The sequence below is a fragment of the Streptomyces sp. CBMA152 genome, assembly GCF_014596475.1.
Lineage (GTDB): Bacteria > Actinomycetota > Actinomycetes > Streptomycetales > Streptomycetaceae > Streptomyces.
The window spans coordinates 703,485-727,730 of sequence record NZ_MECJ01000028.1 but is presented as its reverse complement, the minus strand read 5'-3'; the positions used below and the strand labels follow the sequence as shown (position 1 = coordinate 727,730).

Below are 24,246 nucleotides of genomic sequence, written 5' to 3'. Positions count from 1 at the left end.
GCCGGGTTAGTTGGAAGTCCCAGTACCTGAGTAACTGCCCGGGGGGTCGCTTCATGTCCGTCCACGCCGCCGTTCCCGCGCTCGCCGCGCGTGCCACGTCCGTCGGGTCCTCGCCCGTACGCGAGATCCTGGCGCTCACCGCCCGCCCCGAGGTCATCTCCTTCGCGGGCGGGCTGCCCGCGCCCGAACTGTTCGACGAGGAGGGGATCGCGGCGGCGTTCGCGTCGGTCCTCGCGGACCGGCCCGGGGCGGCGCTCCAGTACTCCACCACCGAGGGGGACCCCGAGCTGCGGGCCGCGACGGCCGCGCGGCTGTCGAAGCGGGGGCTGTCGACCGAGCCGGATCAGCTGGTGATCACCACGGGTTCGCAGCAGGGGTTGACGCTGCTGGCGGCGGCGCTGGTGGAGCCCGGCGATGTGGTGCTGGTCGAAGACCCCTGCTACTTGGCGGCGTTGCAGGTGTTCGGGTTTGCGGGGGCGCGGGTGGTGGCGGTGCCGTCGGACGAGGACGGTCCGGATCCGGACGCTCTGGAATCCCTGGTGCTCCGAGAGCGTCCGAAGCTCTTCTACTGCGTGCCGACGTTCCAGAACCCGACCGGTCGGACCATGACCGCCTCGCGGCGTCGGGCCGTCGCGGACGTGGCCTCGCGGTTGGGGCTGTGGGTGGTCGAGGACGATCCGTACGGGGAGCTGCGGTACGAGGGCGATCCGGTCCCGTGGATCTCGTCCTTCCCGGATGCGGTGGACCGGACCGTGCTGCTCGGCAGCTACTCGAAGATCATGGCGCCGGGGTTGCGGGTGGGGTGGATGCGGGGGCCTGTCGGGCTGCTGCGGGCGTGTGTGGTGGCCAAGCAGGCGGCGGATCTGCATACGTCGACGGTCGTCCAGATGGCCGCGGCTCGGTACTTGGTCGACCGTGACCTGGACGCGCACGTCGCCCGTGTCCGTTCGGCTTACGGTGCGCGTCGGGACGCGATGCTGGCGGGTCTGTCGGCCGCGTTGCCCCCGGGGTCTTCGTGGAATCGCCCGTCGGGCGGGATGTTCCTCTGGGCGCGGTTGCCTGCGGGGTGCGATGCGACTTCGCTGTTGCGGACGGCTGTTGCGCACGATGTGGCGTATGTGCCGGGGGCGCCGTTCTTTGCGGGTGCGCCTGATCGGGCGGCGTTGAGGTTGTGCTTTGTTACGTCGGGGGTGGAGGAGATCGAGGAGGGGTTGCGGCGTCTGGGGCGTGCTTTGTCCCCCACCCCGCCCCTTCCCTAAACCCTCCGGGGGTGGGTGGGGGTGGGGGTGGTCGTCTGCGGATCGTGGTGGGTTGCTCGCGCAGTTCCCCGCGCCCCTTAAATGGGCCCTTCGGGCCCTCCTTAGGGGCGCGGGGAACTGCGCGACCAGCCCCCACTCACCCGCAGACGAACGACACCCGCCGGAGGCTTTCGGGAAGGGGTGGGGTGGGGAAGTGCCCGCCGCAGGCGGCTGGTGGCTACCAGGACTGGATGGGGGTCAGGGTTGACTGCCAGTACGTGGCCATCGCCTCCGCGTCGATGACGCCGACCGGCTTCGACAGCGTCGCGTACGCGGAGCGGCCCACCGACTCCATGCCGACCGCGCCGCGGAAGTACACGACGACCTGGCTCGTCTTGTAAGGGTCGGAGCCCGCACCCTGCGTACGCACCATCGCGTACGCCGACTGGCCCGGAGCCAATGTGACCACCGCCTGCGGCTGAGTCTCCGGGTCCACCGGAATGGGCGACTGGGCGTTGGAGAAGCCGACGGCGGGCGCGTCGTACGCGTAGCAGGACGTCTTGCCGATGTTCGTCGCCGTCAGCAGGACGTGGTTGATCGGGCGGGACACGACCGTCGCCGTCAGCTTGACGTTCGAGCCCGTGCACGTGACCGGCTTGCTCGAACCCGTACCGCCCGAACCCGGCTTCTTCGTTTCCGGCTTCGACTTCGCCGGCTTCGCCGTGGTGTGGCCACCGGTCCCGCCGGACCCGCCGTCCGTGCCGGTCTCCGTTCCGCCCGTCGCGGGCGCCGAGACCGAGGCCGAAGGCGTCGGCTTCTCCGACGCCTTCGAACCGCCGTCGCTGCCGCACGCCGTCAGCGCCAGCGCCGCGATCAGCGTGGTCGTCGCGGCGGCCGTAATACGGAAGTTGGTGCGCATGGTGGATCTAGCTCCCCGTTGAGGTGTGGAAGTGAGTGAGTACTGCTGAGTCAGCCGTGAAGGTGGAGGACCAGCGCGATGACCGTCGCCACCGAGGCGGCCAGCATCACGGCGGCCACCCAGTCCGTCAGGTCGACCCGGATGCGGATTCGCATGGACCGGTCCCGGTGGTGACGTTGTGGCTGCTTGCTGCAACTACCTTGTGGGGCGGGCTGAGCCGGTCGCAATCCACAAGGGACAATGGGGGAAGCTGGAACGCTGACACATGCTCTGACCTGGGGAAATGACCTTCCCCTGGAACGCGTTCCCGGGATGGACAGGGGAGGGGAACAGCTCGTGGCAACGGCTGAGACCGAGGATTTCGCGGCGCTGCTCAGGGAGCTGAAGGACCGTTCCGGACGGAGTTACGGCGTCCTCGCGGGCAAGCTCCATCTGAGTACGTCCACGCTCCACCGGTACTGCAACGGCGACGCCGTGCCCCATGAGTACGCCCCCGTCGACCGGCTCGCCCGCCTCTGCGGCGCCACCCGGGAGGAGTCCGTCGAGCTCCATCGGCGCTGGATCCTCGCCGATGACGCCCGGCGGCGGGGACGCGGTGCAGCGACGGTTGCCGAGGCTGTGGAACCCGCCCCCGAACCCGTCGCGCCCGTCACCGACGCACCCGCACCCGTCCCCGACGAACCCCAAGTCGTCGCCGTCACCCCCGAACCCGCCTCCCGGCGGCCCCGCACCCGTCTCGCCCTCATCGGCGCCGCCGTCGTCCTCGCGCTCGCCGTCCCCGCCGTCGCCTACGAGACGCTGTCCGGGGGGTCGGGCGACGGGAAGGACGAGAGGAGTTCCGCCGTCGCCGACGCCAAGGAGACCGGGGGCGCGGCCAAGCCCGACAAGGCACCGGCCTCCAAGTCGCCCTCGCCGAGCTCCTCCTCGGCGAGTCCGTCCGCCAGCGGCACGCCCGCCAAGAAGCCGTCCCCCAGCGCGCCGGTGAACCGCGCGCCCAGCACCGGGGGCACCCCCATCGGCGTCGGCGTCAGCTCGTACCAATGGGACGGGCCCTGCGGGAAGTTCTATCTGCTCGACCAGCAGCCGGGCGCGGTGCCGCGGCCGCCCGCCCCGGACGAGAGCCGGCCCTGGGCGCGGGTGCTCGGCGGGGTCGACGGCGGGCATCTGACCGTGCAGCTGACCGTCACCGGCAAGACGGACGAGTCCGTCGTCATCAACGACGTACATGTGAAGGTCGTCGATCGCGGGGCGCCGCTCGACTGGACCGCGTACTCCATGGGGTCGGGGTGCGGCGGTGGTGTCACGCCGTCGTTCCTCGACATCGACCTGGACGCGGCCCAGCCGCGCGCCAAGCCCGTCGGGGGCATGCAGGCCGACACGAAGGTGCCCGCCACGGACTTCCCGTACAAGGTGTCGACCAGCGATCCGCAGGTGCTCAACCTCGATGTGCACACCGACGCGCACGATGTGACCTGGTACCTGGAGGTCGACTGGAGCAGCGGCGACCGCTCCGGCAAGGTCCCGGTCTACGACGACGGCAAGCCGTTCCACAGCAGCGCGACCAAGGGCCGCCCGGCGTACGAGTACCGGAACGACACGAACGTGTGGGAGCGGCTGACGACGTGACCCCGTAGGGTCAGAAGAAAGTCAACAGCCGCTCCCTGAGCGGGAGTTACAGACGCTCGGGCGTCCGGATGCCCAGCAGGGCCATGCCCTGGTGCAGCGTCCGGGCAGTCAGGTCGCACAGGAACAGACGGTTCTCCACCAGCTCCGGCGACTCGGCCTTCAGGACCGGGCACTGGTCGTAGAACGTCGTGTACAGCGACGCCAGCTGGTACAGGTACGCGGCCAGCTTGTGCGGCGCGTACTCGGCCGTGGCCTCCGCAAGGAGCTCGCCGAACGCGTCCAGGTGCAGGCCAAGGGCCCGCTCGGCCGGGGCGAGCGCGAGTTCGGGGTGGGCCGTCGGCTGCGCGGTGTCGGCCTTGCGCAGGATCGACCTGATCCGGGCGTACGCGTACTGGAGGTAGACGGACGTGTCGCCGTTCAGCGACACCATCTGGTCCAGGTCGAACTTGTAGTCGCGGTTGGCCGAGGTCGACAGGTCCGCGTACTTCACGGCGCCGATGCCCACGTACCGGCCGTTCTCGACGATCTCGTCCTCGGTCAGGCCCACCTTCTCGGCCTTCTCGCGCACGACCGCCGTGGCCCGCTCGACGGCCTCGTCGAGAAGGTCCTCCAGCTTGACCGTCTCGCCCTCACGGGTCTTGAACGGCTTGCCGTCCGCGCCCAGGACCGTGCCGTAGCCCATGTTGTGGGCGGTGACGTCGTCGGTCAGCCAGCCCGCGCGGCGCGCCGCCTCGAAGACCATCTTGAAGTGCAGCGACTGGCGTACGTCCACGACGTAGATCAGCGAGGTGGCGTTCAGGTCGGAGACGCGGTTGCGGATCGCGGTCAGGTCGGAGGCCGCGTAGCCGAAGCCGCCGTCGGCCTTCTGGACGATCAGCGGGACGGGCTTGTCGTCCTTGCCACGGATCTCGTCGAAGAAGACGACGAGCGCGCCCTCGGAGCGCACCGCGACGCCCATCTCCTCCAGGAGGCGGGCGGTCTCGGGCATGCCCTCGTTGTACGCGGACTCACCGACGATCTCGTCGTCGCGGATCTCCATGTCCAGCTTCTCGAAGACCGAGTAGAAGTAGACCTTCGACTCGTCCACGAACTGCTGCCACAGCTCCAGCGTCTCCTTGTCGCCCGACTGCAGGGCGACGACCCGCTTGCGGGCGCGCTCCTTGAACGCGTCGTCGGAGTCGAAGACCGCGCGGGACGCCTTGTAGACGCGGTTCAGGTTCGACATGGCCTGCTCGCCGTCGACGTCCCCGGCCGGGGCCAGCTCGCCGGGGTTCTCGATCAGGTGCTGGATGAGCATGCCGAACTGGGTGCCCCAGTCGCCGATGTGGTGGCGGCCGATCGTCTTCTCGCCGGTGAAGTCGAGCATGCCGCGCAGCGCGTCGCCGATGACCGCCGAGCGCAGATGGCCGACGTGCATCTCCTTCGCCACGTTCGGCTGGGCGTAGTCGACGACCGTGATGCCCGGGTTCGCCTTCAGCGGCACGCCGAGCCGGTCGTCGGCCGCGCGCGCGGCCAGCGTCCTCGTGATCGCCGCGTCGGTCAGCGTGATGTTGAGGAAGCCGGGGCCCGAGACCTCGACGTCCTTGAGGACGTCACCCGCCTCCAGCGCGTCGGTGACCTTCGTCGCCAGCTCGCGCGGGTTGCCCTTGAGCTTCTTCGCGAGCGCCAGGATGCCGTTGGCCTGGAAGTCGGCCCGGTCGCTTCGTCGCAGCAGCGGGTCGGTGGAGCCGGCCTCCGGCAGGGCTGCCGAGAGGGCGTCCGCCAGGCGCTGCTGGACTGTGGAAGCGAGGGAAGGGACCGATGCCATGGGTGCCGTTTCCTGTCGGTTGGCCGCACGCGCGCCGGGCGCGGGCGTGGATACGTACAGGCCGATTCTCCCATGGTGGCCACTCCCGTATCTCCGGTTGTCCACGCAACCCCTGAGCGGTTGCTTCCGTCTGGGACAATGGGCACGCCAGCCTCTCTATTGCGTACGAGAAAGAAGGACGTGCCGACCGTGGCTCAGAGCAGCACCGAGACCGACTGGGTCTCCCGTTTCGCGGACGAGGTCATCGAGAACTCGGAGCGTCGTGCGCCTGGCAAACCGGTCGTCGTCGCGTCCGGACTGTCCCCCTCCGGACCCATTCACCTGGGCAATCTCCGTGAGGTCATGACCCCGCACCTGGTCGCCGACGAGATCCGCCGGCGCGGCCACGAGGTCCGTCACCTGATCTCCTGGGACGACTACGACCGCTACCGCAAGGTGCCGGGCGGCGTCCCCGGTGTCGACGAGTCGTGGGCCGAGCACATCGGGCGCCCGCTGACCTCCGTCCCGGCCCCGGTCGGCTCGGCGTACCCGAACTGGGCCGAGCACTTCAAGGCCGCGATGACCGAGGCCCTGGCCGAGCTCGGCGTCGAGTACGACGGGATCAGCCAGACCGCGCAGTACACCTCGGGCGTCTACCGCGAGCAGGTCCTGCACGCGATGAAGCACCGCGGCGACATCGACGCGATCCTGGAGCAGTACCGCACCAAGAAGGCCCCCGTCAAGAAGGGCCAGAAGCCGGTCGACGAGGCCGAGCTGGAGGCCGCCGAGGGCTCCGGCGCCGCGGGCGAGGACGACGGCACGGGCTCCGCGGGCTACTTCCCGTACAAGCCGTACTGCGGTGGCTGCGGCAAGGACCTCACCACGGTCTCGTCGTACGACGACGAGAGCACCGAGCTCGCCTACACCTGCTCGGCCTGCGGCTTCGCGGAGACCGTGAAGCTCAGCGAGTTCAACCGCGGCAAGCTGGTCTGGAAGGTCGACTGGCCGATGCGCTGGGCGTACGAGGGCGTGATCTTCGAGCCCTCGGGCGTCGACCACTCCTCGCCCGGCTCCTCGTTCCAGGTCGGCGGCCAGATCGTGTCGATCTTCGGCGGCGAGCAGCCGATCGGCCCCATGTACGCGTTCGTCGGCATCAGCGGCATGGCCAAGATGTCCTCGTCCAAGGGCGGCGTGCCGACCCCGGGCGACGCGCTGAAGATCATGGAGCCGCAGCTGCTGCGCTGGCTGTACGCGCGGCGCCGTCCCAACCAGTCGTTCAAGATCGCCTTCGACCAGGAGATCCAGCGGCTGTACGACGAGTGGGACAAGCTGGAGGCGAAGGTCGCCGACGGCTCGGTGCTCCCGGCCGACGCGGCCGCGTACTCGCGCGCGGTGCGCACCGCCGCCGGTGAGCTGCCGCGCACCCCGCGCCCGATGCCGTACCGCACGCTCGCCTCGGTCGTCGACATCACCGCCGGCCACGACGAGCAGACCATCCGCATCCTCAGCGACCTGGACCCGGCGAACCCGCTGTCCTCCCTGGACGAGGTGCGCCCGCGCCTCGACAAGGCGGAGGCGTGGATCAACACGCAGGTCCCGGCCGACCAGCGGACCGTGGTGCGCTCGGAGCCCGACACCGAGCTCCTGGCCACGCTCGACGAGGCGGCCCGCGAGTCCCTGCGGCTCCTGGTGGACGGCCTCGACGACCACTGGTCGCTCGACGGCCTGACCCACCTGGTCTACGGCGTCCCGAAGGTCCAGGCCGGCTTCTCCGCCGACGCCACGCCCAAGGAGCTCCCGCCGGAGATCAAGACGGCCCAGCGCACGTTCTTCGCGCTGCTGTACCACTTGCTGGTCGGCCGCGACACGGGCCCGCGCCTGCCCACGCTGTTGCTGGCCGTGGGGGCGGACCGGGTGAGGAAGCTGCTGGCGGCGTAAGCGGGTATTTGACTGCGGGCCGTCTGTGGCCGGTCGCGCAGTTCCCCGCGCCCCTGGGTATTGAGGGGCGCGGGGAACTGCGCGATCAGCCCAAGACGGCCCGCAGTCGTATCAACGGCACCACGCGGAGCGCAGCGCGGGGGCTACGCGATGTGGTCGGCTTCCAGCTCCGCGTGGTAGCGCTGCTTGAACTCCGGCATCAGGCGCCGCAGCAGCGCCGCGCCACGCGGATGCGTCGCGCCATGGCCGTCCGCGAGGTGTATCTCCAGCGCCTCGACGGCCGGATAGTCGTTGTGCTCGTTCACGAACTCGACGAAGACCTTGTACGCCAGGTCGGCGAACGCGATGTCCTCCGGCATGGTCTCCTCGGCGTGCGCCATCGGAGCAGGCATCGGATGCTCGGGCGCGTTGCCCAGCGGCCGGGTGCGGCCCGGGCCCGCCGGGACCATGACCGGGGTCGGCTCCAGACCCTCGACGTACTGCGGGTCGTACGTGCCCTCGTACGCGTCCTGGGAGAGCTGCTGCGCGGCGAACCACGGGCTCTCGTCGGGCACGCCCGCAGGGACGGCCCCGGGCTGCTCCTGGGCCTGCTGGGGCTGGACAGGGGCTTCTGCGGCGGCCACCGGCTCGGGCTGGGGCGCGGGCGCCGCCGGGAGCTCGACCGGCTGCGGCGTCGCGCTCACCACGGGCTTCACCGGCGGGGCGGTCGGCAGCAGGGTGGGCTCGATCCCGGCGGCGGCGAGGCCCGCCGGGCCGGTCTCGGACAGCGGGACACCGAACCGCGCCAGCCGCAGCGGCATCAGCGACTCGACCGGCGCCTTGCGCCGCCACGCGCGCCCGTAACGGGCCTGGAGGCGGGCGCGGTAGACGAGGCGGTCCTGTTCGAGCTTGATGACCTGCTCGTACGAGCGCAGCTCCCACAGCTTCATCCGGCGCCAGAGGCGGAAGGTCGGCACGGGGGAGAGCAGCCAGCGGGTGAGCCGGACGCCTTCCATGTGCTTGTCGGCGGTGATGTCCGCGATCCGCCCCACCGCGTGGCGCGCGGCTTCGACGGCGACGACGAACAGGACGGGGATCACCGCGTGCATGCCGACGCCGAGCGGGTCGGGCCAGGCGGCTGCGCCGTTGAAGGCGATGGTGGCGGCCGTCAGCAGCCAGGCCGTCTGGCGGAGCAGCGGGAACGGGATACGGATCCAGGTCAGCAGCAGGTCGAGCGCGAGGAGCACACAGATGCCCGCGTCGATGCCTATCGGGAAGACGAGGGAGAAGTTCCCGAAACCTTTCTTCTCGGCGAGCGCCCGCACCGCCGCGTAAGAACCGGCGAACCCGATCCCGGCAATGACCACCGCACCCGCGACCACCACCCCGATGAGTATGCGATGCGTGCGCGTGAGCTGCGTCGCGGCCACCCGCGATCCCCCTCCGTTCGACAACCGGCGCGCAAAGCCTGGCACATGACCACGGAGTCCCGCCCACAGGGGAGGGCAGGACTCCGTATCGAGCCCGGCTCGTTACCAGTTGGACTACTGCTTGGCGCCGCCGTTCGCGGCGGCGACCGAGGCGACGGCCTCCTTGGCCGCGGCCTGCGCGTCCTTCATCAGATCACCGGCGTCCGGGGCGTCCGCACCCTGGTAGCCCGCGCCGTTGTAGTCGAGCACGACGACGGCGTTCGCGGTACGCGCCACGATCACCACGTTCTTGAAGTCCTCGTCGGTCTTCTTCAGGTCGAAGGAGAAGGCCGTCGCCTCGTCGCCGATGCCGCTGACCGACGTCGACTTCACGTTCTTGGCGCCGTCGGTCGCCTTCGTCGCGGTCAGCACCCGGGCGTACTCCTTGCCGGCGCGCCGGTCGCCGCTGCCGACGGCCTGGTCCGAGACGAACCGCTTGAGCGAGACGTCCAGCCAGCGGTACTGCGAGCCCTTCACGCCCTTGTCGTCCAGGCCGTTCCAGGAGCAGGTGCCCTGCGAGGACACGTCCGTGGAATTGCCCGCCGTGCCCGACTTGGACTTCGCCTTCGGCACCAGGTTGTCGATCGTCTTCGCCGAGAGCGCCTTGCACGGGTCGGGCAGCTTGGCGTACTTCGCGGGCGCGACGGTCGGGGCCGAGGACTGCTTGCCGCTCGGCGCTGCGGCCGACGACGAGGCGCCGTCGTCGGCCTTCTTCTTGTCCCCGCCGCCGGAGTCCGACGAGCAGCCGACGGCGACGAGCATCACGGGGACGGCGGCGCAGGCGAGCACACGGGCGAGCCGCGTGCGCGGGGTGGTGGCCGGGGCGGTTCGGTGCATGGTTCTACGCGTCCTTAGCTGTTCGCTGTTCGCTTGGCTTCGACTTGCCTGCTCGCCTACTCGCCGAAGATCTCGACGAGCTTGGCGGCCAGGGCCCGGGACTTCTCCTGGAGCTCCTGACTGTCCGGGGCGAGGGCGTTCGGGGAGGTGGGCTGTTCCGTGTACTCGACGGTCACGATCACGTTGGAGGTGCGGAAGACGACGGTGACGGTACGCCGCTGCACGGCCGAGCCGCTCGTCACCAGCACGTCGTTCAGGAAGGCCGCGTCGCCGAGCCCGCTGAGCACACGGGGCTGGAGCCCGTCGGGGGGCCCGGCGGGACCGCCGGAGGCGGGCGGGGAGACGGGTGCGGACGCGGCCGGGGAGGCGGCCCCGCTCAGGGCGTTCAGCCCGGAGGACTTCGGCGACGGGGTCGGGGACGGGGAGCCGCCCGGCCCGGTGGTGCCCTTGCCGGCGCCGCCGGTGTGCGCGCCGCCCTTGTCGCCGTCCGTCGGGGCGGGCAGCTTCGCGGCCGTCTGCTTCTTGCCGTACACCGCCTTCGCCTGGTCGTCGTCGCTGACGGCCGGGGCGTACGAGACGACCCGCTCGAAGTCGACGTACAGCCTGCGCACCCCGTCCGGCGCCTCGTCCTTCCACCGGCAGCCCACGCGCCGGTCGGTGTCGTACGTGAGCTCCGCGACCCCCTCGTACGCCTTGGCCTTCTGGTCGTCCGGCAGCTCGGCGGCGCCCGGCAGCATGTCCTTGAGGACACCCTTGTTCACGGCCCGGCACGGCTCGGGCAGCGTCCGGTACCGGCCGGGCTGCGCGGCGGCCGCCTTGGGCACGCCCGCCTTGGAGTCGCCGCTCGGCCCGCCACCGCCGGAGCCCGAGGAGCAGCCCGCGGTCAGCGCCACGAGGAGCGCCACACCGGTCACGTACGCCTTTCGCTGCACGGTTCCCAGGCTCCTTTCGGGAGAAAAACGGTTGCCGCCGGGGGGCGGCCGCTGGACACAATGTCTATCGCACGCGCTGCCGTGAACGCCGGTCCACTGTCCTGTTTGTGGTCTTTGGTGACGGTTATTGCGCTTCGGGCGCATGCTGGCGCCATAGAGACTTTTCAGATGAATCAGCTCCACGGGGGAACGAGGAATTATGTCGTACGTAGAGGTGCCGGGCGCAAAGGTCCCGATCAGGATGTGGGCGGACCCCACGACGGTCGAGGACGTGGCGATGCAGCAGCTGCGCAATGTGGCGACGCTGCCGTGGATCAAGGGCCTGGCCGTGATGCCGGACGTCCACTACGGCAAGGGCGCCACCGTCGGCTCGGTCATCGCGATGCACGGCGCGGTCTGCCCGGCGGCGGTCGGCGTCGACATCGGCTGCGGAATGTCGGCGGTGAAGACGTCCCTGACCGCGAACGACCTCCCGGGCGACCTGTCCCGCCTGCGCTCCAAGATCGAGGAGGCGATCCCGGTCGGGCGCGGGATGCACGACGACGCGGTGGACCCGACCCGCTTCCACGGCTTCGCGACGGCGGGGTGGGAGGACTTCTGGGGGCGGTTCGAGGGGGTGGCGGATGCGGTCAAGTTCCGTCAGCAGCGGGCCGTTAGGCAAATGGGAACACTTGGCGCGGGCAATCACTTTTGGGAGCTTTGCCTCGACTCGGACAATTCGGTCTGGATCATGCTGCACTCCGGGTCCCGGAACATCGGCAAGGAGCTCGCCGACTTCCATATCGGCGAGGCGCAGAAGCTGCCGCACAACCAGGGTCTCGTCGACCGCGATCTCGCCGTCTTCATCGCGGAAACCCCGCAGATGGCGGCGTACCGGAACGATCTTTTCTGGGCGCAGGAGTACGCGAAGTACAACCGCGCGATCATGATGGCGCTCTCGCAGGACGTGATCCGCCGCGAATTCAAGAAGGCCAAGGTGACCTTCGGGGAGGTCATCTCCTGCCACCACAACTACGTGGCGGAGGAGCGGTACGACGGCATGGACCTGCTGGTCACGCGTAAGGGCGCGATCCGGGCCGGCTCCGGCGACTACGGGATCATCCCCGGCTCGATGGGCACCGGCTCGTACATCGTCAAGGGCCTCGGCAACGCGGCGTCCTTCAACTCGGCCTCGCACGGCGCGGGCCGCAAGATGAGCCGGAACGCGGCGAAGCGGAAGTTCTCGACGCGGGACCTGGAGGAGCAGACGCGGGGCGTGGAGTGCCGCAAGGACTCCGGCGTCGTGGACGAGATCCCGGGCGCGTACAAGCCGATCGAGAAGGTCATCGAGCAGCAGCGGGACCTGGTGGAGGTCGTCGCGAAGCTGAAGCAGGTCGTGTGTGTGAAGGGCTGATCGATTGTGACCGGTGAGGTGGGCCGTCGGGCGGGTGCCCGGCGGCCCACTTCGCGTATCGCTCAGAGCTCCCGGTGCACCTTCGTGTTCGAGGCCTGGGCGCGGGGGCGGACGATCAGGAGGTCGATGTTGACGTGGGGCGGGCGGGTTACCGCCCAGGTGATCGTCTCGGCCACGTCGTCGGCCGTGAGCGGTTCGGCCACGCCCGCGTAGACCTTGGCGGCCTTCTCGGTGTCGCCGCCGAAGCGGGTGGTGGCGAACTCCTCCGTCTTGACCATGCCGGGCGCGATCTCGATCACGCGGACCGGGCGGCCGACGATCTCCAGGCGCAGGGTCTCGGCGATGATCCGGGCGCCGTTCTTCGCGGCGACATAGCCCGCGCCGCCCTCGTACGTGCCGTGGCCCGCCGTCGAGGAGAGGACGACGACCGTGCCGTCGCCGGACGCGTCCAGGGCGGGGAGCAGGGCCTGGGTGAGGTTGAGGGTGCCGATGACGTTCGTCTCGTACATCTGGCGCCAGTCGGCCGGGTCGCCGGTGGCGACCGGGTCGGCGCCGAGCGCGCCGCCCGCGTTGTTGACGAGGACCGCGATCGTACGGAACGCGGTGGCGAAGGCGTCGACGGCGGCGCGGTCGGTGACGTCGAGGGGGTACGCGGTGGCTTGGTGGCCCGCCTCGTTGATCTCGGCGGCCAGTGCCTCGATGCGGTCCTTGCGGCGCGCGGTGAGCACCACGCGGTAGCCGGCGGCGGCGAGCTGCCGTGCGGTGGCGGCACCGATGCCGCTGCTCGCTCCGGTGACGACGGCGATGGGGGTCCCGGTGGCGGTCATGGCGTACTCCTCGCGCGGATGATCGTGATGATCGTATTGCGGCCAGGATAGGCGGACGGGGGGAGATGGTGCCGGGAGCCCGTCCCGCTCGGCGGCCGCGCGGCCTGTGCGGTTCGGCGGCCGCGTGGGGCGTACGTTCAGCGGCCGCGCGGGCCTCGGCGGTTCAGCGGCCGCGCGAGGTGTACGTTCAGCGGCCGCGTGGGGCGTACATGATGACCGCGACCCCGGCCAGGCAGATCAGCGCGCCGGTGACGTCCCAGCGGTCCGGGCGGTAGCCGTCCGCGACCATGCCCCACGCCAGCGACCCGGCGACGAACACTCCGCCGTACGCGGCCAGGATCCTGCCGAACTCGGAGTCCGGCTGAAGGGTCGCCACGAACCCGTACACGCCGAGCGCGATGATCCCCGCCCCGATCCAGATCCAGCCCCGGTGCTCCCTGACGCCCTGCCAGACGAGCCAGGCGCCGCCGATCTCGAAGACGGCGGCGAGGAGGAAGAGGGCGATGGAGCGGGCGACGAGCATGGGGTCAGCGTCGCATGCCGGCAGCTGTGTGGTGCGTGTCGGGGTGGCAAACCGGGAATATTAGCCGTTAAAGGTATCTTTCGGGCATGCTTGGGATGCTCAGGGGGTCCAGAGGCTTGTGGGTGGGGGCTGTTGTCGGGCTGGTGGCGTTGTGGGGGCCGTCCGCCGGGGCGGCTCATGGTGTGGGTGATCCGGTGGGGCGCGCTGTGGGCCCTGATGCCGTCGCCCCGCCCGTCGCCCCGCCCGTCACCACGGCCGTCGCCACGGCCGTCGCCGTACCCGGCGTCGAGGCCGATCTCGCGTACCACGGGCACGTCTCCTTCTGGAACGGACGCGTCGGCGTGTGGGTCGAGCCGTCCAACCACGGGCCGGGCGCGGTCCCGGACGCCACCGTGCGGCTGCGGTTCTCCGTGCCACTGGCCGGTGTCGAGGAGCTGCCGCCGGGGTGCCTGCGTGGGAGCCCGGAGACCGTGTTCTGCTCGACCGGACCGATGCGGGCGGCCGGGGCGGGTCGGCCGTTCGCGCTCGACCTTCGGGTCGCGGGCAGCCCGGCCGAGGTGGTCGTGAACATCAGCACCTCGTGGAGCGGCGGCGCGCGGGACCGCAACCCCAACAACAACACGCACCGGGTGCTGGCCCCGGCGACCGGGGACAAGTACGCGTACTGAGCCCGCCGACCGGCGCGCTCCCGAAGAGCTCGACCGTGCGGTGCATATGTAACCGCTCCGCATCTGGCGGACCGTCAGTGGTCCCGTGCCGCCGCCCCGCCGAACTCCGCCATCGCCCCGTCGACGATCGCTTCGAGGCGGGAGTGGTGGGCGCCGCGCCAGTACACCCGGTCGCAGGAGGTGCACGCGGCGAAGACGTCGTACGAGCTGCGCGTCCCGTGTTCCAGGCGCTCGCGGACGGTGTCCTTGTCGGCCGCGCGCAGCGGCGCGTTGCAGGCGGTGCAGCGGGTCCAGGGGGCGAGGACGGGGGCGAACCGCTCCAGTACGTCGCGGAGTTGGTCCTCGGGCCGGTGGCTGTAGACGTACGCGCCCGCCCAGATCTCGCGGCGCCGCAGCAGCCCGCGGTCCCGGGAGAGCAGCACGCGCCGCTCGGCCGCCGACCGCGCGGCGAGCGCCGGGTCGCCGATGTCCTCGCTCTCGTACGCGGCGTCGACGCCGAGCAGCCTCAACCGGCGTGCCAGCGTGCCGAGATGGACGTCCAGGAGGAAGCGGAGCGGGGCGCCGGGGACCTGCTGGGGGCGGGTGACCGGGAGCACTTCGACGCTCTCGTCCACGCGCGGGATGTGCGAGACGGGAACCTCGTGGCCGTCGACGAGCAGCCGCCCGACCTCGGTCAGCGGGACGCCGAGCGATTCGACGACATGGCCGAGCGTCGACGAGCCGTCGGTGGCCACGGCCGTACGCCCCTCGCGGCGCTCGGCCGCGACGAAGAGGTGCAGCTCAGGGGCGAAGTGGCAGGTGATCTCCGGTCCGTTCACGCCGCCAGGATGCCATCGGGCGACGGGCCCGGGCCACGCATTTCGCTTCTTGCTCCCTATGGACGGAACGTGTCCGCGTTCTCGGCGGCCCACTCGGCGAACGTACGGGCCGGACGGGCCGTCAGCTCCTCGACGCCCCGGGTGACGGTGTCCGGGCGGCCGTCGTACGCGGCGAAGTGGTCGAGGAAGGCCCACCGGTCAAGCGCGTTTCAGGGTGGGCCTTCGGTGGATGCGTACGGCTGGGTGGGTACGGCTGGATGCGTACGGCGGGGTGCTACTCGACCACCCGGAAGTGGGTCATGATCCGCCGGTCCGCGTCGAGGACGTGGAAGGCGATGCCGGGCGGCGACGTGCGGTTGACCAGGCCCTCGCCCGGCTCCCACGGCAGCCGCAGCGTCGACGTCACGCCCGGCGCGATCAGCAGCGGCCGCCCCGCGAACGTGGTCGCGGCCGGGGTGTGGGCGTGCCCGACGAGCACGGCGGGGATGTTGTCGCGCCCGGCGAGGATTTCCGCGAACCGGTCCGCGTTGGTCAGGTTCGTCGAGTCCAGGTACTCGTGGTGGATCACGGCGGGCGGGTGGTGGAAGGCGGGCAGTACGGGGGTGTCGCCGAGCGTGTCGAGCGTGTGGGCCAGCCACTCCAGCGTGGCGTCCTCGAACACGCCCGGGTCCTCGCCGGGGATCGTCGAGTCGAGCATGAGGATCGCGTAATCGCCCACGCGGTGGAGGCGGTTGACGGGTGCGTACGGGTCCGGGGCGGCGCTTTTCGCCCCGCCCGGCCGGTCGCCCGGCAGGTCCAGGAGGCCCTTGCGGTACGCGGCGCGGTCGTCGTGGTTGCCGGGGCAGGTGAGGACGGGGGCGTCGATACGGGCGAGGAGTTCGGCCGCCTCGGCGTACTCGGCCGGGGCGCCGTGGTCCGCGATGTCGCCGGTGACCAGGACGGCGTCGGGGTGGCGGGACATCGCGTTGATGAACTCGACGACACGCGCGGCGCGTTGCGCGGCCCGCGCGCCCCCGTCGAGATGCAGATCACTGATGTGGGCCAGCAGCACGGGATCCCCCTGGGCGACTCATGGAGGCTAATGGTTGATTGATGCTCTGCCATTAGCTCGTACGGAGGGGACTCTAGGGGGTGCGGGGCACGGGGTTCAAGGGCCGATCGCCGCGGAGTGGCCTACCGGATCCAGGTGTCAGTCGTGGGAGGTGAGTCAACGGCCGGGTTGATGTGGGGAGTTGGCCTTGTGGGGGAGGGTGGGGTGGCCGGAGCAGTCTGCCTCGGCGCGGCGTCGGCGGCGGCGAGGGCGAGTCCGGGCCGGGTGGAGTGGCCGGGGCAGTCCACCCGGGTCAGGTGCGGGGCCAGTCGTGGGAGGTGGGTCAGCGGCCGGGCGGGTGCGTGGAGTTGGCTTCGTGGGGGAGGTGGAGTGGCCGGGTCAGTCCGCTTGGGTCAGGTCGCGGCACCAGTCGTGGGAGGTGAGCCAATGGCCCGGCGGGTACTCGAACTTGACCTCGGCCAGGAGGTGGAAGCCGGCCTTGCGCAGGACGGCGTTGGAGGCGGCGTTGTCGACGGAGGGGAAAGCGTGCAGGTGGCGGCGCCCGCCCGCGTCGCGCGCCGCGTCGGCGGCGGCCCGGATCGCGGCGACGGCGAGCCCTCGCCCCTGGAACTCGGGCAGAATCCCGTACCCCGTCTCGTACACGTCCTCGCCCTGCCACACGCGGGGCCAGTACCCCACGGACCCCACGGCTTCCCCGCTCTCGGCGAGCCCGACCCGGAACATCCGCCCTTCCGCGGCGGGCCGCGCGCTGAGCTCGACGTACTTCCACTGCCGCGTGAGCAGCATCTCTTCGTCCTCGGGCCCGCCGACGTGGGCGGTCATCTCGGGGGAGTTGGACCGGCGGAGGAGGGGGAGGTCGTCGGGGGACCAGGGGGTGAGGCGGATGTCGGGGGCGTTGTGGGTGGCCATGGGGGGACTTTAGGTGGGGGGTGTGACAGTGGCGGGCCGGTGGCCCGGGGGTGATTCCCCACCCCGCCCCTTCCCGAAAGCCCTTGGCGGGCGGCCGGGTGGTGGGCGAGGTCGGTCTCCCGGGGGCTACGCCCCCGGACCCCGTTCTTCGGCTGACCGCCGGTGGGGGCTGGTCGCGCAGTTCCCCGCGCCCCTAAATGGGCCCTTCGGGCCCATCAAGGACCGTGCCGCCCGCGCCCCTAGGAGGGCCCGAAGGGCCCATCTTGAGGGGCGCGGGGAACTGCGCGAGCAACCCAGCACGATCCGCAGACGAAGAACGGGGCGCAGGGGCGCAGCCCCGCAACCCACCCACCCCAGCCGGGGTCCGGGGGCTCCGCCCCCGGGAAAACCGCCTCAACCCCCACCCACCCCCGGAGGGTTAAGGGAACGGGCGGGGTGGGGGAGCTCACCCCGTGCGTCCCCTGCCGCACCACCCCAACCCCGCCGCATACAACGCCAACACCACACCCAACAGCGGGTAGTACACGACCGGCAACGCCGCCATCCCCAGCGCCGCCCCCACAGGGGTGAGGGGCAGCAACAGACCCACCGTGGCCAGCACCGCCGCCGCCAGCGGCACGGGGCCGAGACGCCCCGCCACCGCGCCCCGCCCCGTACGCAGCAGCACCATCACCAGCGCCTGCGTCAGCAGGTTCTCGGTGAACCACCCGGTGTGGAACGACGCCTGCCCCGACGCGTCGGCCCCCGCGTGCACCGCCCACGCCAGCACCGCGAACGTCGCGAGGTCGGCCGCCGCGTTCAGCAGCCCGAACCCGGTGACGAACCGCAGCACCTCCCCCGGGGCGAGGCGCAGCGGACGCCGCAGCGACGCCGGATCCTGACGGTCGTACGCGAACGCCAACTGCGCCGCGTCGAAGCACAGGTTCTGCACCAGCACCTGGGCCGGAAGCATCGGCAGGAAGGGCAGCAGCAGACCCGCCGTCAGCATCGCGATCACGTTGCCGAAGTTGGACGAGAGCGTGATCCGCAGATAGCCCGCGATCGTGCTCCCGCTCCGCCGGCCCGCCGCGATCGCGTGATCCAGCGACGTGAGGTCCTTCGCCGCGAGCACCACGTCCGCCGCCTCCCGCGCCACATCCACCGCGTCGCGCGGGCAGATCCCGACGTCCGAGGCGCGCAGCGCGGGGAGGTCGTTGACGCCGTCGCCGAGGAACCCGGTGACATGCCCCTGCTCACGCAGCACCCGTACGATCCGGGCCTTGTGCTCGGGTGTGCAGCGCGCGAACACGGTCGTACGGGCGGCGAGCGCGGCCAGTTCGGCGTCGCCGAGGCCGTCTATGGACTCGGCGGTGACGGGGGTCCCGGGCGCAAGTCCCAGCTCGCGGCACGCGCGCGCGGCCGTGCCGGGGTGGTCGCCGGTGAGGACCTTGACCGCGACCCCGCTGCGGGCGAGCGCGGTGAGCGCGTCGGCGGCGGTCTCGGCGGTCGCGTCGCGCAGCGCGACGAGGCCGCGGAAGGAGAGCCCGCGCTCGTCGGCCGTCGTGTACGCGCGCGTACGGGCCGGCCGTTCGGCGAGCGCGACCGCGAGCACCCGCAGCCCGTCGTCCGCCTGCGCGGCGGCGAGCGCGGTGATGCGCGCGCGTTCGCCGTCGTCGAGCGTGCACCGCTCCAGTACGTCCTCGACGGCGCCCTTGACGACCAGGGTGTGGCTGCCGAGGCGGTCCGGGGTGCGCACGACGGCGGTGGACAGGCGGCGCACCGGGTCGAAGGGGAGGGCCGCGACGGCGTCGTACTCCAGCGCGTCGAGCCCGTCCGGCAGCAGTGTCGCGGCGGCGTCCAGCAGCGCCTCGTCCAGCGCGTCGGTGCTGGGCATCTCGGCGAGCTGGAGTGTCCACAGGCTGTTGACGGCCGCCCAGTGCAGCACGTCCGCGTCCTCGGCGCCGCGCGCGTCGACGGCCCGGTCGAGGACCGGACGGTCCTGGGTGAGCGTGCCGGTCTTGTCGACGCAGACGACGTCGACGGCGCCCAGATCGTGCAGCGCGGGCAGCCGCTTGACGATCACCTCGTGCGTACGGGCCAGGGTCGCCGCACCGCGCGCGAGCGCCGTCGTCACGATCACCGGCAGCATCTCGGGGGTGAGCCCGACGGCGACGGCGACCGCGAACGGCAGCGTCTCCAGGCCGCGCCCGCGCAGCGCCGCGTTCGCCATCAGGACGAGCGGCGGCGTGAGCAGCATGAATCTGATCAGGATCCAGGAGATCCCGTACACGGAACGGTCGAAAGCGGTCGTCCGGCGTTCGTAAGCCAACCGCGCGGCCCGAGCGGCCCGGCGGTCGCCGGGCGTCGTATCGGCCGCCCGCCGTCTGCCCCACCGCAGCCACGCACCCCCCGGCCGCGACCCGTAGGCCAGCGCGAACCGCGTGTCCGCACCGGTCGCGACGACCACTCCCGTACCGCTGCCGGAGGCCACACTGCTGCCCTGGAAGCACAGCTCGGGCCGGTCGAAGCCGGTGAAGGCGCCGCCGGACGACGGCTCGTCGGCCGGGTACTTGTGCGCGGGAGCCGACTCCCCGGTCAGCGCCGCCTGATGCATCGTCAGGCCGGTCGCCCGCAGCAGCCGCAGGTCCGCCGGGACCAGGTCGCCGGGGCCGAGCCGGATCACATCGCCCGGGACCACCTGGTCCACCGGGATCTCGCGCGGCGCCGGATCCGCGTCCGGGCCCGAGCGGCGCACGACCGTCGCCGTGGTCGCCACCAGCTCGCGCAGCCCGGCCGCCGAGCGGTCCGCCCGATACTCCCCGGCCGCGCGCAGCGCGCAGCTGACCCCGACCAGGACGGCGATCACCGAGGCCGTGCCCCAGGCGGCGACGGCGGCCGACACCAGGGCCAGACTGGCGAGCACCGCCGTGAACGGGTCGCGCAGACTCCGTACGAAACGCAGCGGCCAGGACGGCGGACGCCGGGTGGGCAGCACGTTCTCGCCGTGGAGCGCGAGGCGGGCGTCCGCCTCGGACTCCAGCAGTCCGCGCGGCCCGGCGTCGAGCGCGCGCAACACCTGCAGCGGGGTCTGCCGCTCAGGCGCCCAGGTCACGGACGAGTCCCGGAGTCTCGCCCGCGTCGGGGCGGGTGTCCAGGCGGGCTATCAGCCAGCCCACCATCTCCGCCACGTCCGGGTCGTCCACCAGATACACCACCCGGCGGCCCTCGCGGCGCGACCGCACGAGCCCGCCCAGCTTGAGCTTCGCCAGATGCTGGCTCACGGCCGGCAGCGCACCGCCGACCCGCTCGGCCAGCCCCGTCACATCCGACTCGCCGTGGCTCAGCGCCCACACGATGTGCAGCCGCGCGGGCGACGCCAGCAGCCCGAAGACCCCGGCCGCCTCGCCCAGCGCAGGGCCGGACGGGTCGGCGCAGCGGTCGGCGGACGGGGTGGTCAGATTCCTCACCGACGCCTCCTGCCCATGTCCGTACGTACGTGATGAAGTCAGGCGGCCCAGTCTAGAGGCGGCCACTGACAACGCGGCCGACGTCGGCGGAACCGGGCTCGTCGAGGAGCGGCGCGCCGCGTCACAGCCCCACGAGCGTGACCTCCGTCGCCTTCACGCTCGACCAGACCGCCACGCCCTCCGCGAGGCGCAGCTCGGCGGCCGCGTCCGGGGTGATCTCGGCGACCAGGTCCGGCACGCCCGCCGAGGTGATCAGGACGCGCAGCCTGCTGCCGGACGCGGTGATCTCGCGGACCGTGCCGGGCCAGGTGTTACGGGGGCTGCCGCCGGGGCGGTCGCGGTGGACCGAGACCGACTCGGGCGCGACGATCGCCAACGCGCGCGTGCCGGGTGCCAGTTGCTCGGCGGCGACGATCCGCCCGCCGCCCACCAGCTTCAGCCCGTCGGCGGCGGCCTCGCCCGGCCAGGCGTTGCGGCCGAGCATCCGGGCGACCCAGGGGGAGCGCGGCTGCCGGGTGACCTCGGCGGGCGGGGCGTCCTGGAGGGCGCGGCCGCCGTCGAGCACCAGGACGCGGTCGGCCAGCGAGACCGCCTCGACCGGGTCGTGCGTGACGATCAGGCAGACCCCGCCGAAGCCGTCGAGATGGGTGCGCAGGGTGTGGCGCACGCGCGCGCGGGTCGTCTGGTCGAGCGCGGCCAGCGGCTCGTCGAGCAGTAGCAGCCGCGGCCGGGCCGCCAACGCCCGGGCCAGCGCCACCCGTTGGGCCTGCCCGCCGGAGAGCTGGCCGGGCCTGCGGTGCGCGAGCGCGCCCACCCCGAGCCGGTCCAGCCACTCCTGCGCGCGACGCCGGGCCTCGCCGCGCGCCACACCCTGGGCCCGCAGCCCGTACGCGGTGTTGCCGAGCGCGGTCATGTGCGGGAAGAGCGCGCCGTCCTGCGGCACCCAGGCGACCCCGCGCCGGTGCGGTGCGAGACCGGTGACGTCCTGGTCGCCGAGCCGCAGCTCGGCACGCGCGCGTGGCGTGAGTCCGAGCAGCGCGCGCAGCAGGGTGGTCTTGCCGGCGCCGTTCTCGCCGACGACGGCGATGGTGGTGCCGGGAGCGGCGTCGAGGGTCAGCTCGGTGAACCCGGTGACGTCGGCGTGCAGGGCCCAACTTTCGTACGGGGCAGGCGATTTCCCGGAGCCGGAAAGTTCGGAATCTCCGGAACCTTCTGCCGCATCCGCTTCGTTCTCCTCGTACGAAGACGAATCCGAACGCGAAGGTGTATGCGTCCGACTCGCCCCGCGTACGGAACGGGCCGCGCCCCCGGTCCAGCTGCCGCGCAGGGCGATGAGGACGGCCATCGCGATGGCGAGCAGCAGCAGTGAGACGGAGGTGGCGGCCTCGGGGGAGTCCTGGAGCAGCAGATAGACCTGGAGCGGGAGGGTCTGGGTGGTGCCGGGCAGGTTGCCGGCGAAGGTGATCGTGGCGCCGAACTCGCCGAGCGCGCGTGCCCAGGTGAGCGCGGCCCCGGCGGCGAGGCCGGGCGCGACCATGGGCAGGGTGACCGTGGTGAAGACCCGGAACGGGGAGGCGCCGAGCGAGGCGGCCGTCTCCTCGTAACGCGGCCGCAGCCCGCCGAGCGCGCCCTCCAGGCTGATCACCAGGAACGGCATGGCCACGAAAGTGGCGGCGACGACCGCGCCGGAGGTGTGGAAGGGCAGCGTGATGCCGAACGTGTCCTCCAGCCACGGCCCGAGCAGCCCGCGCCGCCCGAAGCCGAGCAGCAGCGCGACACCGCCGACGGTCGGCGGCAGCACCATCGGCAGCAGCACCAGCGAGCGTACGAGCGCCTTGCCGGGGAAGTCGACGCGCGCGAGCAGCCAGGCCAGCGGCACCCCGAGGAGGAGGGAGAGACCGAGCGCCCAGAACGAGACGACCAGCGAGAGCCGCAGCGCCTCGGTGACACCGGGGCTGCTCAGATGCGTACCGAGGTCGCTCCAGGAGGTCCGGGCGAGGATGCCGATGAGCGGCATCAGCAGGAACGCGACGGCGAGCAGCGCGGGTGCGACGAGGGCGAGGGGGGTGCGGGTGCCGAAGCGGCGGGTGCGGGCGCTGAAGCGTTTCATCGCGCATTCCTGACGGAGGGGAGTCCGGCCGGGACGGAAGGGGAGTTCCGCCCCGACCGAAGGATGTCCGGCCCGCCTGTCCCCCGATCAGGCGGGCCGGGCTTAGGGGTTACGCCCTGGGGGTCACGGCTTCTGGAAGCCCGCGTCCTGGAGGATCTTCTGCGCCTCAGGGGTGCTGAGCCACTGCACGAACGCGGTCGCGGCGGCGGCGTTCTTGGAGGTCTTGAGCGTGGCGGCCGGGTAGGAGGCCACCGCGTTCTGCGCGTCCGGGATGTCGACGGCCTCGACCTTGGCGGTGGCGGTGGCGGCGTCGGTCTTGTAGACGATGCCCGCGTCGGCCTCGCCGAGTTCGACCTTGCTGAGGACGGCCCGTACGTTCGGCTCCTGCGAGACCGGCTTGACGGTGATCTTCTGCGCGTCCAGGACCTTCTTGCTGTAGCGGCCGACCGGCACCTCGGGGGCGGCGAGCACGACCTTCAGCTTGGTGTCGGCGAGGTCCTTCAGTGCGCCGACCTTCTTCGGGTTGCCCTTGCCGGTCGCGATGACCAGCCGGTTCTTGGCGATGACGGTGGCGGCGCCGGTGTCCGACTTCAGCCCGTCCATGGTCTTGGTGTCGGCGGTGACCAGCGCGTCGGCGGGGGCGCCCTGCTTGACCTGGGCGGCGAGCTCCTGCGACCCGGCGAAGGAGAACTTCACCTTGGTGCCCGGGTGCTCCTTCTCGTACGCAGCGCCGACGGTCTTGAAGACGTCGGTGAGGGAGGCGGCGGCGAGGACGGTGAGATGCGCCTTGGGCGCGGCGGCGCCGGACGCGGGGGTGTCCGTCTTGCTGTCGTCCTTCTTGTCACTGCCGCAGGCGGCGAGCGGAACGAGGAGGGCGGCGGTGATGACGGCCGCGGCGGCCCGGCGGGGCGTGAGAACTCGGGTCATGGGGACTGGTACTCCTTGGATGCGGTTCGGGGCCGCGCCGGTGACGGACGACGCGATGGTGCGTACGGAGGCGACGCGTGCGCAGGTGTGCGACGCGTGCGTACGTATGCGTCGGATGCGTCAGGTGCGGTCGATGTGCACGCTGGTGGACTTCACGCGGGCGGTGGCCTGCATGCCGACCTCCAGACCGAGCTCCTCGACGGCTTCCCGGGTCAGCAGCGACACCAGCCGGTGCGGGCCCGCCTGGATCTCCACCTGCGCCGCGACATCGCCGAGCTTCACAGCGGTGACGATGCCGGGGAACGCGTTACGGGCGGAGGTGTACGAGACGTCGTCCTCGCCGGTGCCGTTCTGTGCGACCTCGACGGAGAACGCGGCCAGATCACGGCCGTCGATGAGCCGACGCCCGCTCTCGTCGCGATGGGTGGCGACGCGCCCCGCGTCGGCCCAGCGCCGCGCGGTATCCGGACTGACGCCGAGCAGACGAGCCGCCTGACCGATGGTGTAGGACTGCATGCGCCACAAGATAGGCCAGTTCAGCTCGCATTTACAGATGAATTGGCCTTAGCTCCATCGCAGGTGCGAGGGGGGTTGGAGGAAGCTCCAAGGGGTGTGACTGGTGGGGTGGGCGGGGGGCGTGAGTCCAGGTCCGGGCTCTGGGTCGCGCGCTGCTGTTCGGCGGGGTGTGGGGCGGTGAGCACGCGGACGGGGACGTGGGTTGTTGCGTCCGTCGACCGGACGAAGCACGGCTGACCGGTTCCTTGACCCGTCGGTCCCCGCATACCCGGGACGCTGCCTCCCCGGGATTCCCCGGATCACGTATCAGAGGCGCTGCTGAGAACCAGTAGCG

20 protein-coding genes are annotated in these 24,246 nt (G+C 71.7%); 5 read left to right on the top strand and 15 right to left on the bottom strand.

Annotation, left to right across the window (positions count from 1 at the left end; all coding sequences use genetic code 11):
* The first annotated feature begins 53 nt into the window (after window positions 1-53).
* Window positions 54-1,259, top strand: coding sequence for a PLP-dependent aminotransferase family protein (locus BG418_RS26865; protein ID WP_188276519.1), 1,206 nt, complete (start codon window positions 54-56; stop codon window positions 1,257-1,259).
* 217 nt (window positions 1,260-1,476) lie between these two features.
* Here BG418_RS26865 and BG418_RS26860 read toward each other — a convergent pair whose 3' ends face one another.
* Complete coding sequence (locus BG418_RS26860) at window positions 1,477-2,157, bottom strand: DUF4232 domain-containing protein (RefSeq protein ID WP_188276518.1); 681 nt, start codon at window positions 2,155-2,157, stop codon at window positions 1,477-1,479.
* A 336-nt stretch (window positions 2,158-2,493) separates the two neighbouring features.
* Here BG418_RS26860 and BG418_RS26855 point away from each other — a divergent pair, with 336 nt between their 5' ends.
* The gene (locus tag BG418_RS26855) at window positions 2,494-3,783 is read left to right on the top strand and encodes a helix-turn-helix domain-containing protein (RefSeq protein WP_317453762.1); all 1,290 of its coding nucleotides are present in this window, start codon (window positions 2,494-2,496) and stop codon (window positions 3,781-3,783) included.
* A 46-nt stretch (window positions 3,784-3,829) separates the two neighbouring features.
* Here the strand turns inward: BG418_RS26855 and argS are convergent, their stop codons facing one another.
* Complete coding sequence (gene argS / locus BG418_RS26850) at window positions 3,830-5,590, bottom strand: arginine--tRNA ligase (RefSeq protein ID WP_188276516.1); 1,761 nt, start codon at window positions 5,588-5,590, stop codon at window positions 3,830-3,832.
* Window positions 5,591-5,770: 180 nt separating this feature from the next.
* On the opposite strand from argS, the gene lysS reads away from it, so the two are divergent.
* Window positions 5,771-7,507, top strand: coding sequence for a lysine--tRNA ligase (gene lysS / locus BG418_RS26845; RefSeq protein WP_188276515.1), 1,737 nt, complete (start codon window positions 5,771-5,773; stop codon window positions 7,505-7,507).
* A gap of 143 nt (window positions 7,508-7,650) precedes the next feature.
* On the opposite strand, the gene BG418_RS26840 is transcribed toward lysS, so the two are convergent.
* From BG418_RS26840 to BG418_RS26830, 3 genes are all read right to left on the bottom strand, one after another.
* Window positions 7,651-8,916: a DUF2637 domain-containing protein gene (locus BG418_RS26840; protein WP_188276514.1), complete on the bottom strand. Its 1,266-nt coding sequence runs from the start codon at window positions 8,914-8,916 to the stop codon at window positions 7,651-7,653.
* Between the two features lie 114 nt (window positions 8,917-9,030).
* Complete coding sequence (locus BG418_RS26835; RefSeq protein WP_188276513.1) at window positions 9,031-9,792, bottom strand: DUF3558 family protein; 762 nt, start codon at window positions 9,790-9,792, stop codon at window positions 9,031-9,033.
* A 56-nt stretch (window positions 9,793-9,848) separates the two neighbouring features.
* Window positions 9,849-10,724, bottom strand: coding sequence for a DUF3558 domain-containing protein (locus tag BG418_RS26830; protein ID WP_188276512.1), 876 nt, complete (start codon window positions 10,722-10,724; stop codon window positions 9,849-9,851).
* Window positions 10,725-10,923: 199 nt separating this feature from the next.
* Between BG418_RS26830 and BG418_RS26825 the strand changes: the two genes are divergently transcribed.
* Window positions 10,924-12,117, top strand: a complete 1,194-nt coding sequence (locus BG418_RS26825) for an RtcB family protein (protein ID WP_188276511.1) — start codon at window positions 10,924-10,926, stop codon at window positions 12,115-12,117.
* Window positions 12,118-12,179: 62 nt separating this feature from the next.
* Here BG418_RS26825 and BG418_RS26820 read toward each other — a convergent pair whose 3' ends face one another.
* Complete coding sequence (locus tag BG418_RS26820) at window positions 12,180-12,944, bottom strand: SDR family NAD(P)-dependent oxidoreductase (protein WP_188276510.1); 765 nt, start codon at window positions 12,942-12,944, stop codon at window positions 12,180-12,182.
* 187 nt (window positions 12,945-13,131) lie between these two features.
* Window positions 13,132-13,467 (bottom strand): YnfA family protein, encoded by a 336-nt coding sequence (locus BG418_RS26815; RefSeq protein WP_188276509.1) that lies wholly within the window; start codon window positions 13,465-13,467, stop codon window positions 13,132-13,134.
* A gap of 194 nt (window positions 13,468-13,661) precedes the next feature.
* Here BG418_RS26815 and BG418_RS26810 point away from each other — a divergent pair, with 194 nt between their 5' ends.
* Window positions 13,662-14,135 carry a hypothetical protein gene (locus BG418_RS26810; protein WP_317453761.1) on the top strand — a complete coding sequence of 158 codons (474 nt, stop codon included), beginning with the start codon at window positions 13,662-13,664 and terminating at the stop codon, window positions 14,133-14,135.
* Between the two features lie 74 nt (window positions 14,136-14,209).
* Here BG418_RS26810 and BG418_RS26805 read toward each other — a convergent pair whose 3' ends face one another.
* The 8 genes from BG418_RS26805 to BG418_RS26770 all read right to left on the bottom strand — a co-directional run bounded on the left by BG418_RS26805 (window position 14,210) and on the right by BG418_RS26770 (window position 23,912).
* A complete protein-coding gene (locus BG418_RS26805; RefSeq protein WP_188276508.1) occupies window positions 14,210-14,953 on the bottom strand; it encodes a Mut7-C RNAse domain-containing protein in 744 nt (247 codons plus the stop codon).
* A 274-nt stretch (window positions 14,954-15,227) separates the two neighbouring features.
* Window positions 15,228-16,004, bottom strand: coding sequence for a metallophosphoesterase (locus tag BG418_RS26800; RefSeq protein WP_188276507.1), 777 nt, complete (start codon window positions 16,002-16,004; stop codon window positions 15,228-15,230).
* Window positions 16,005-16,382: 378 nt separating this feature from the next.
* The gene (locus BG418_RS26795) at window positions 16,383-16,913 is read right to left on the bottom strand and encodes a GNAT family N-acetyltransferase (protein ID WP_188276506.1); all 531 of its coding nucleotides are present in this window, start codon (window positions 16,911-16,913) and stop codon (window positions 16,383-16,385) included.
* A gap of 445 nt (window positions 16,914-17,358) precedes the next feature.
* Window positions 17,359-20,004 carry an HAD-IC family P-type ATPase gene (locus tag BG418_RS26790; protein WP_188276505.1) on the bottom strand — a complete coding sequence of 882 codons (2,646 nt, stop codon included), beginning with the start codon at window positions 20,002-20,004 and terminating at the stop codon, window positions 17,359-17,361.
* Window positions 19,988-20,350 carry a helix-turn-helix transcriptional regulator gene (locus tag BG418_RS26785; RefSeq protein WP_188276608.1) on the bottom strand — a complete coding sequence of 121 codons (363 nt, stop codon included), beginning with the start codon at window positions 20,348-20,350 and terminating at the stop codon, window positions 19,988-19,990. Before BG418_RS26785 ends, BG418_RS26790 begins: the two co-directional genes overlap by 17 nt.
* 130 nt (window positions 20,351-20,480) lie before the next feature.
* Window positions 20,481-22,469: an ABC transporter permease gene (locus tag BG418_RS26780; protein WP_188276504.1), complete on the bottom strand. Its 1,989-nt coding sequence runs from the start codon at window positions 22,467-22,469 to the stop codon at window positions 20,481-20,483.
* A 123-nt stretch (window positions 22,470-22,592) separates the two neighbouring features.
* On the bottom strand, window positions 22,593-23,396 hold the full coding sequence (gene modA / locus BG418_RS26775; RefSeq protein WP_188276503.1) for a molybdate ABC transporter substrate-binding protein: 804 nt from the start codon (window positions 23,394-23,396) through the stop codon (window positions 22,593-22,595).
* 120 nt (window positions 23,397-23,516) lie between these two features.
* Complete coding sequence (locus BG418_RS26770; RefSeq protein ID WP_188276502.1) at window positions 23,517-23,912, bottom strand: molybdopterin-binding protein; 396 nt, start codon at window positions 23,910-23,912, stop codon at window positions 23,517-23,519.
* Between the last annotated feature and the right edge of the window lie 334 nt (window positions 23,913-24,246).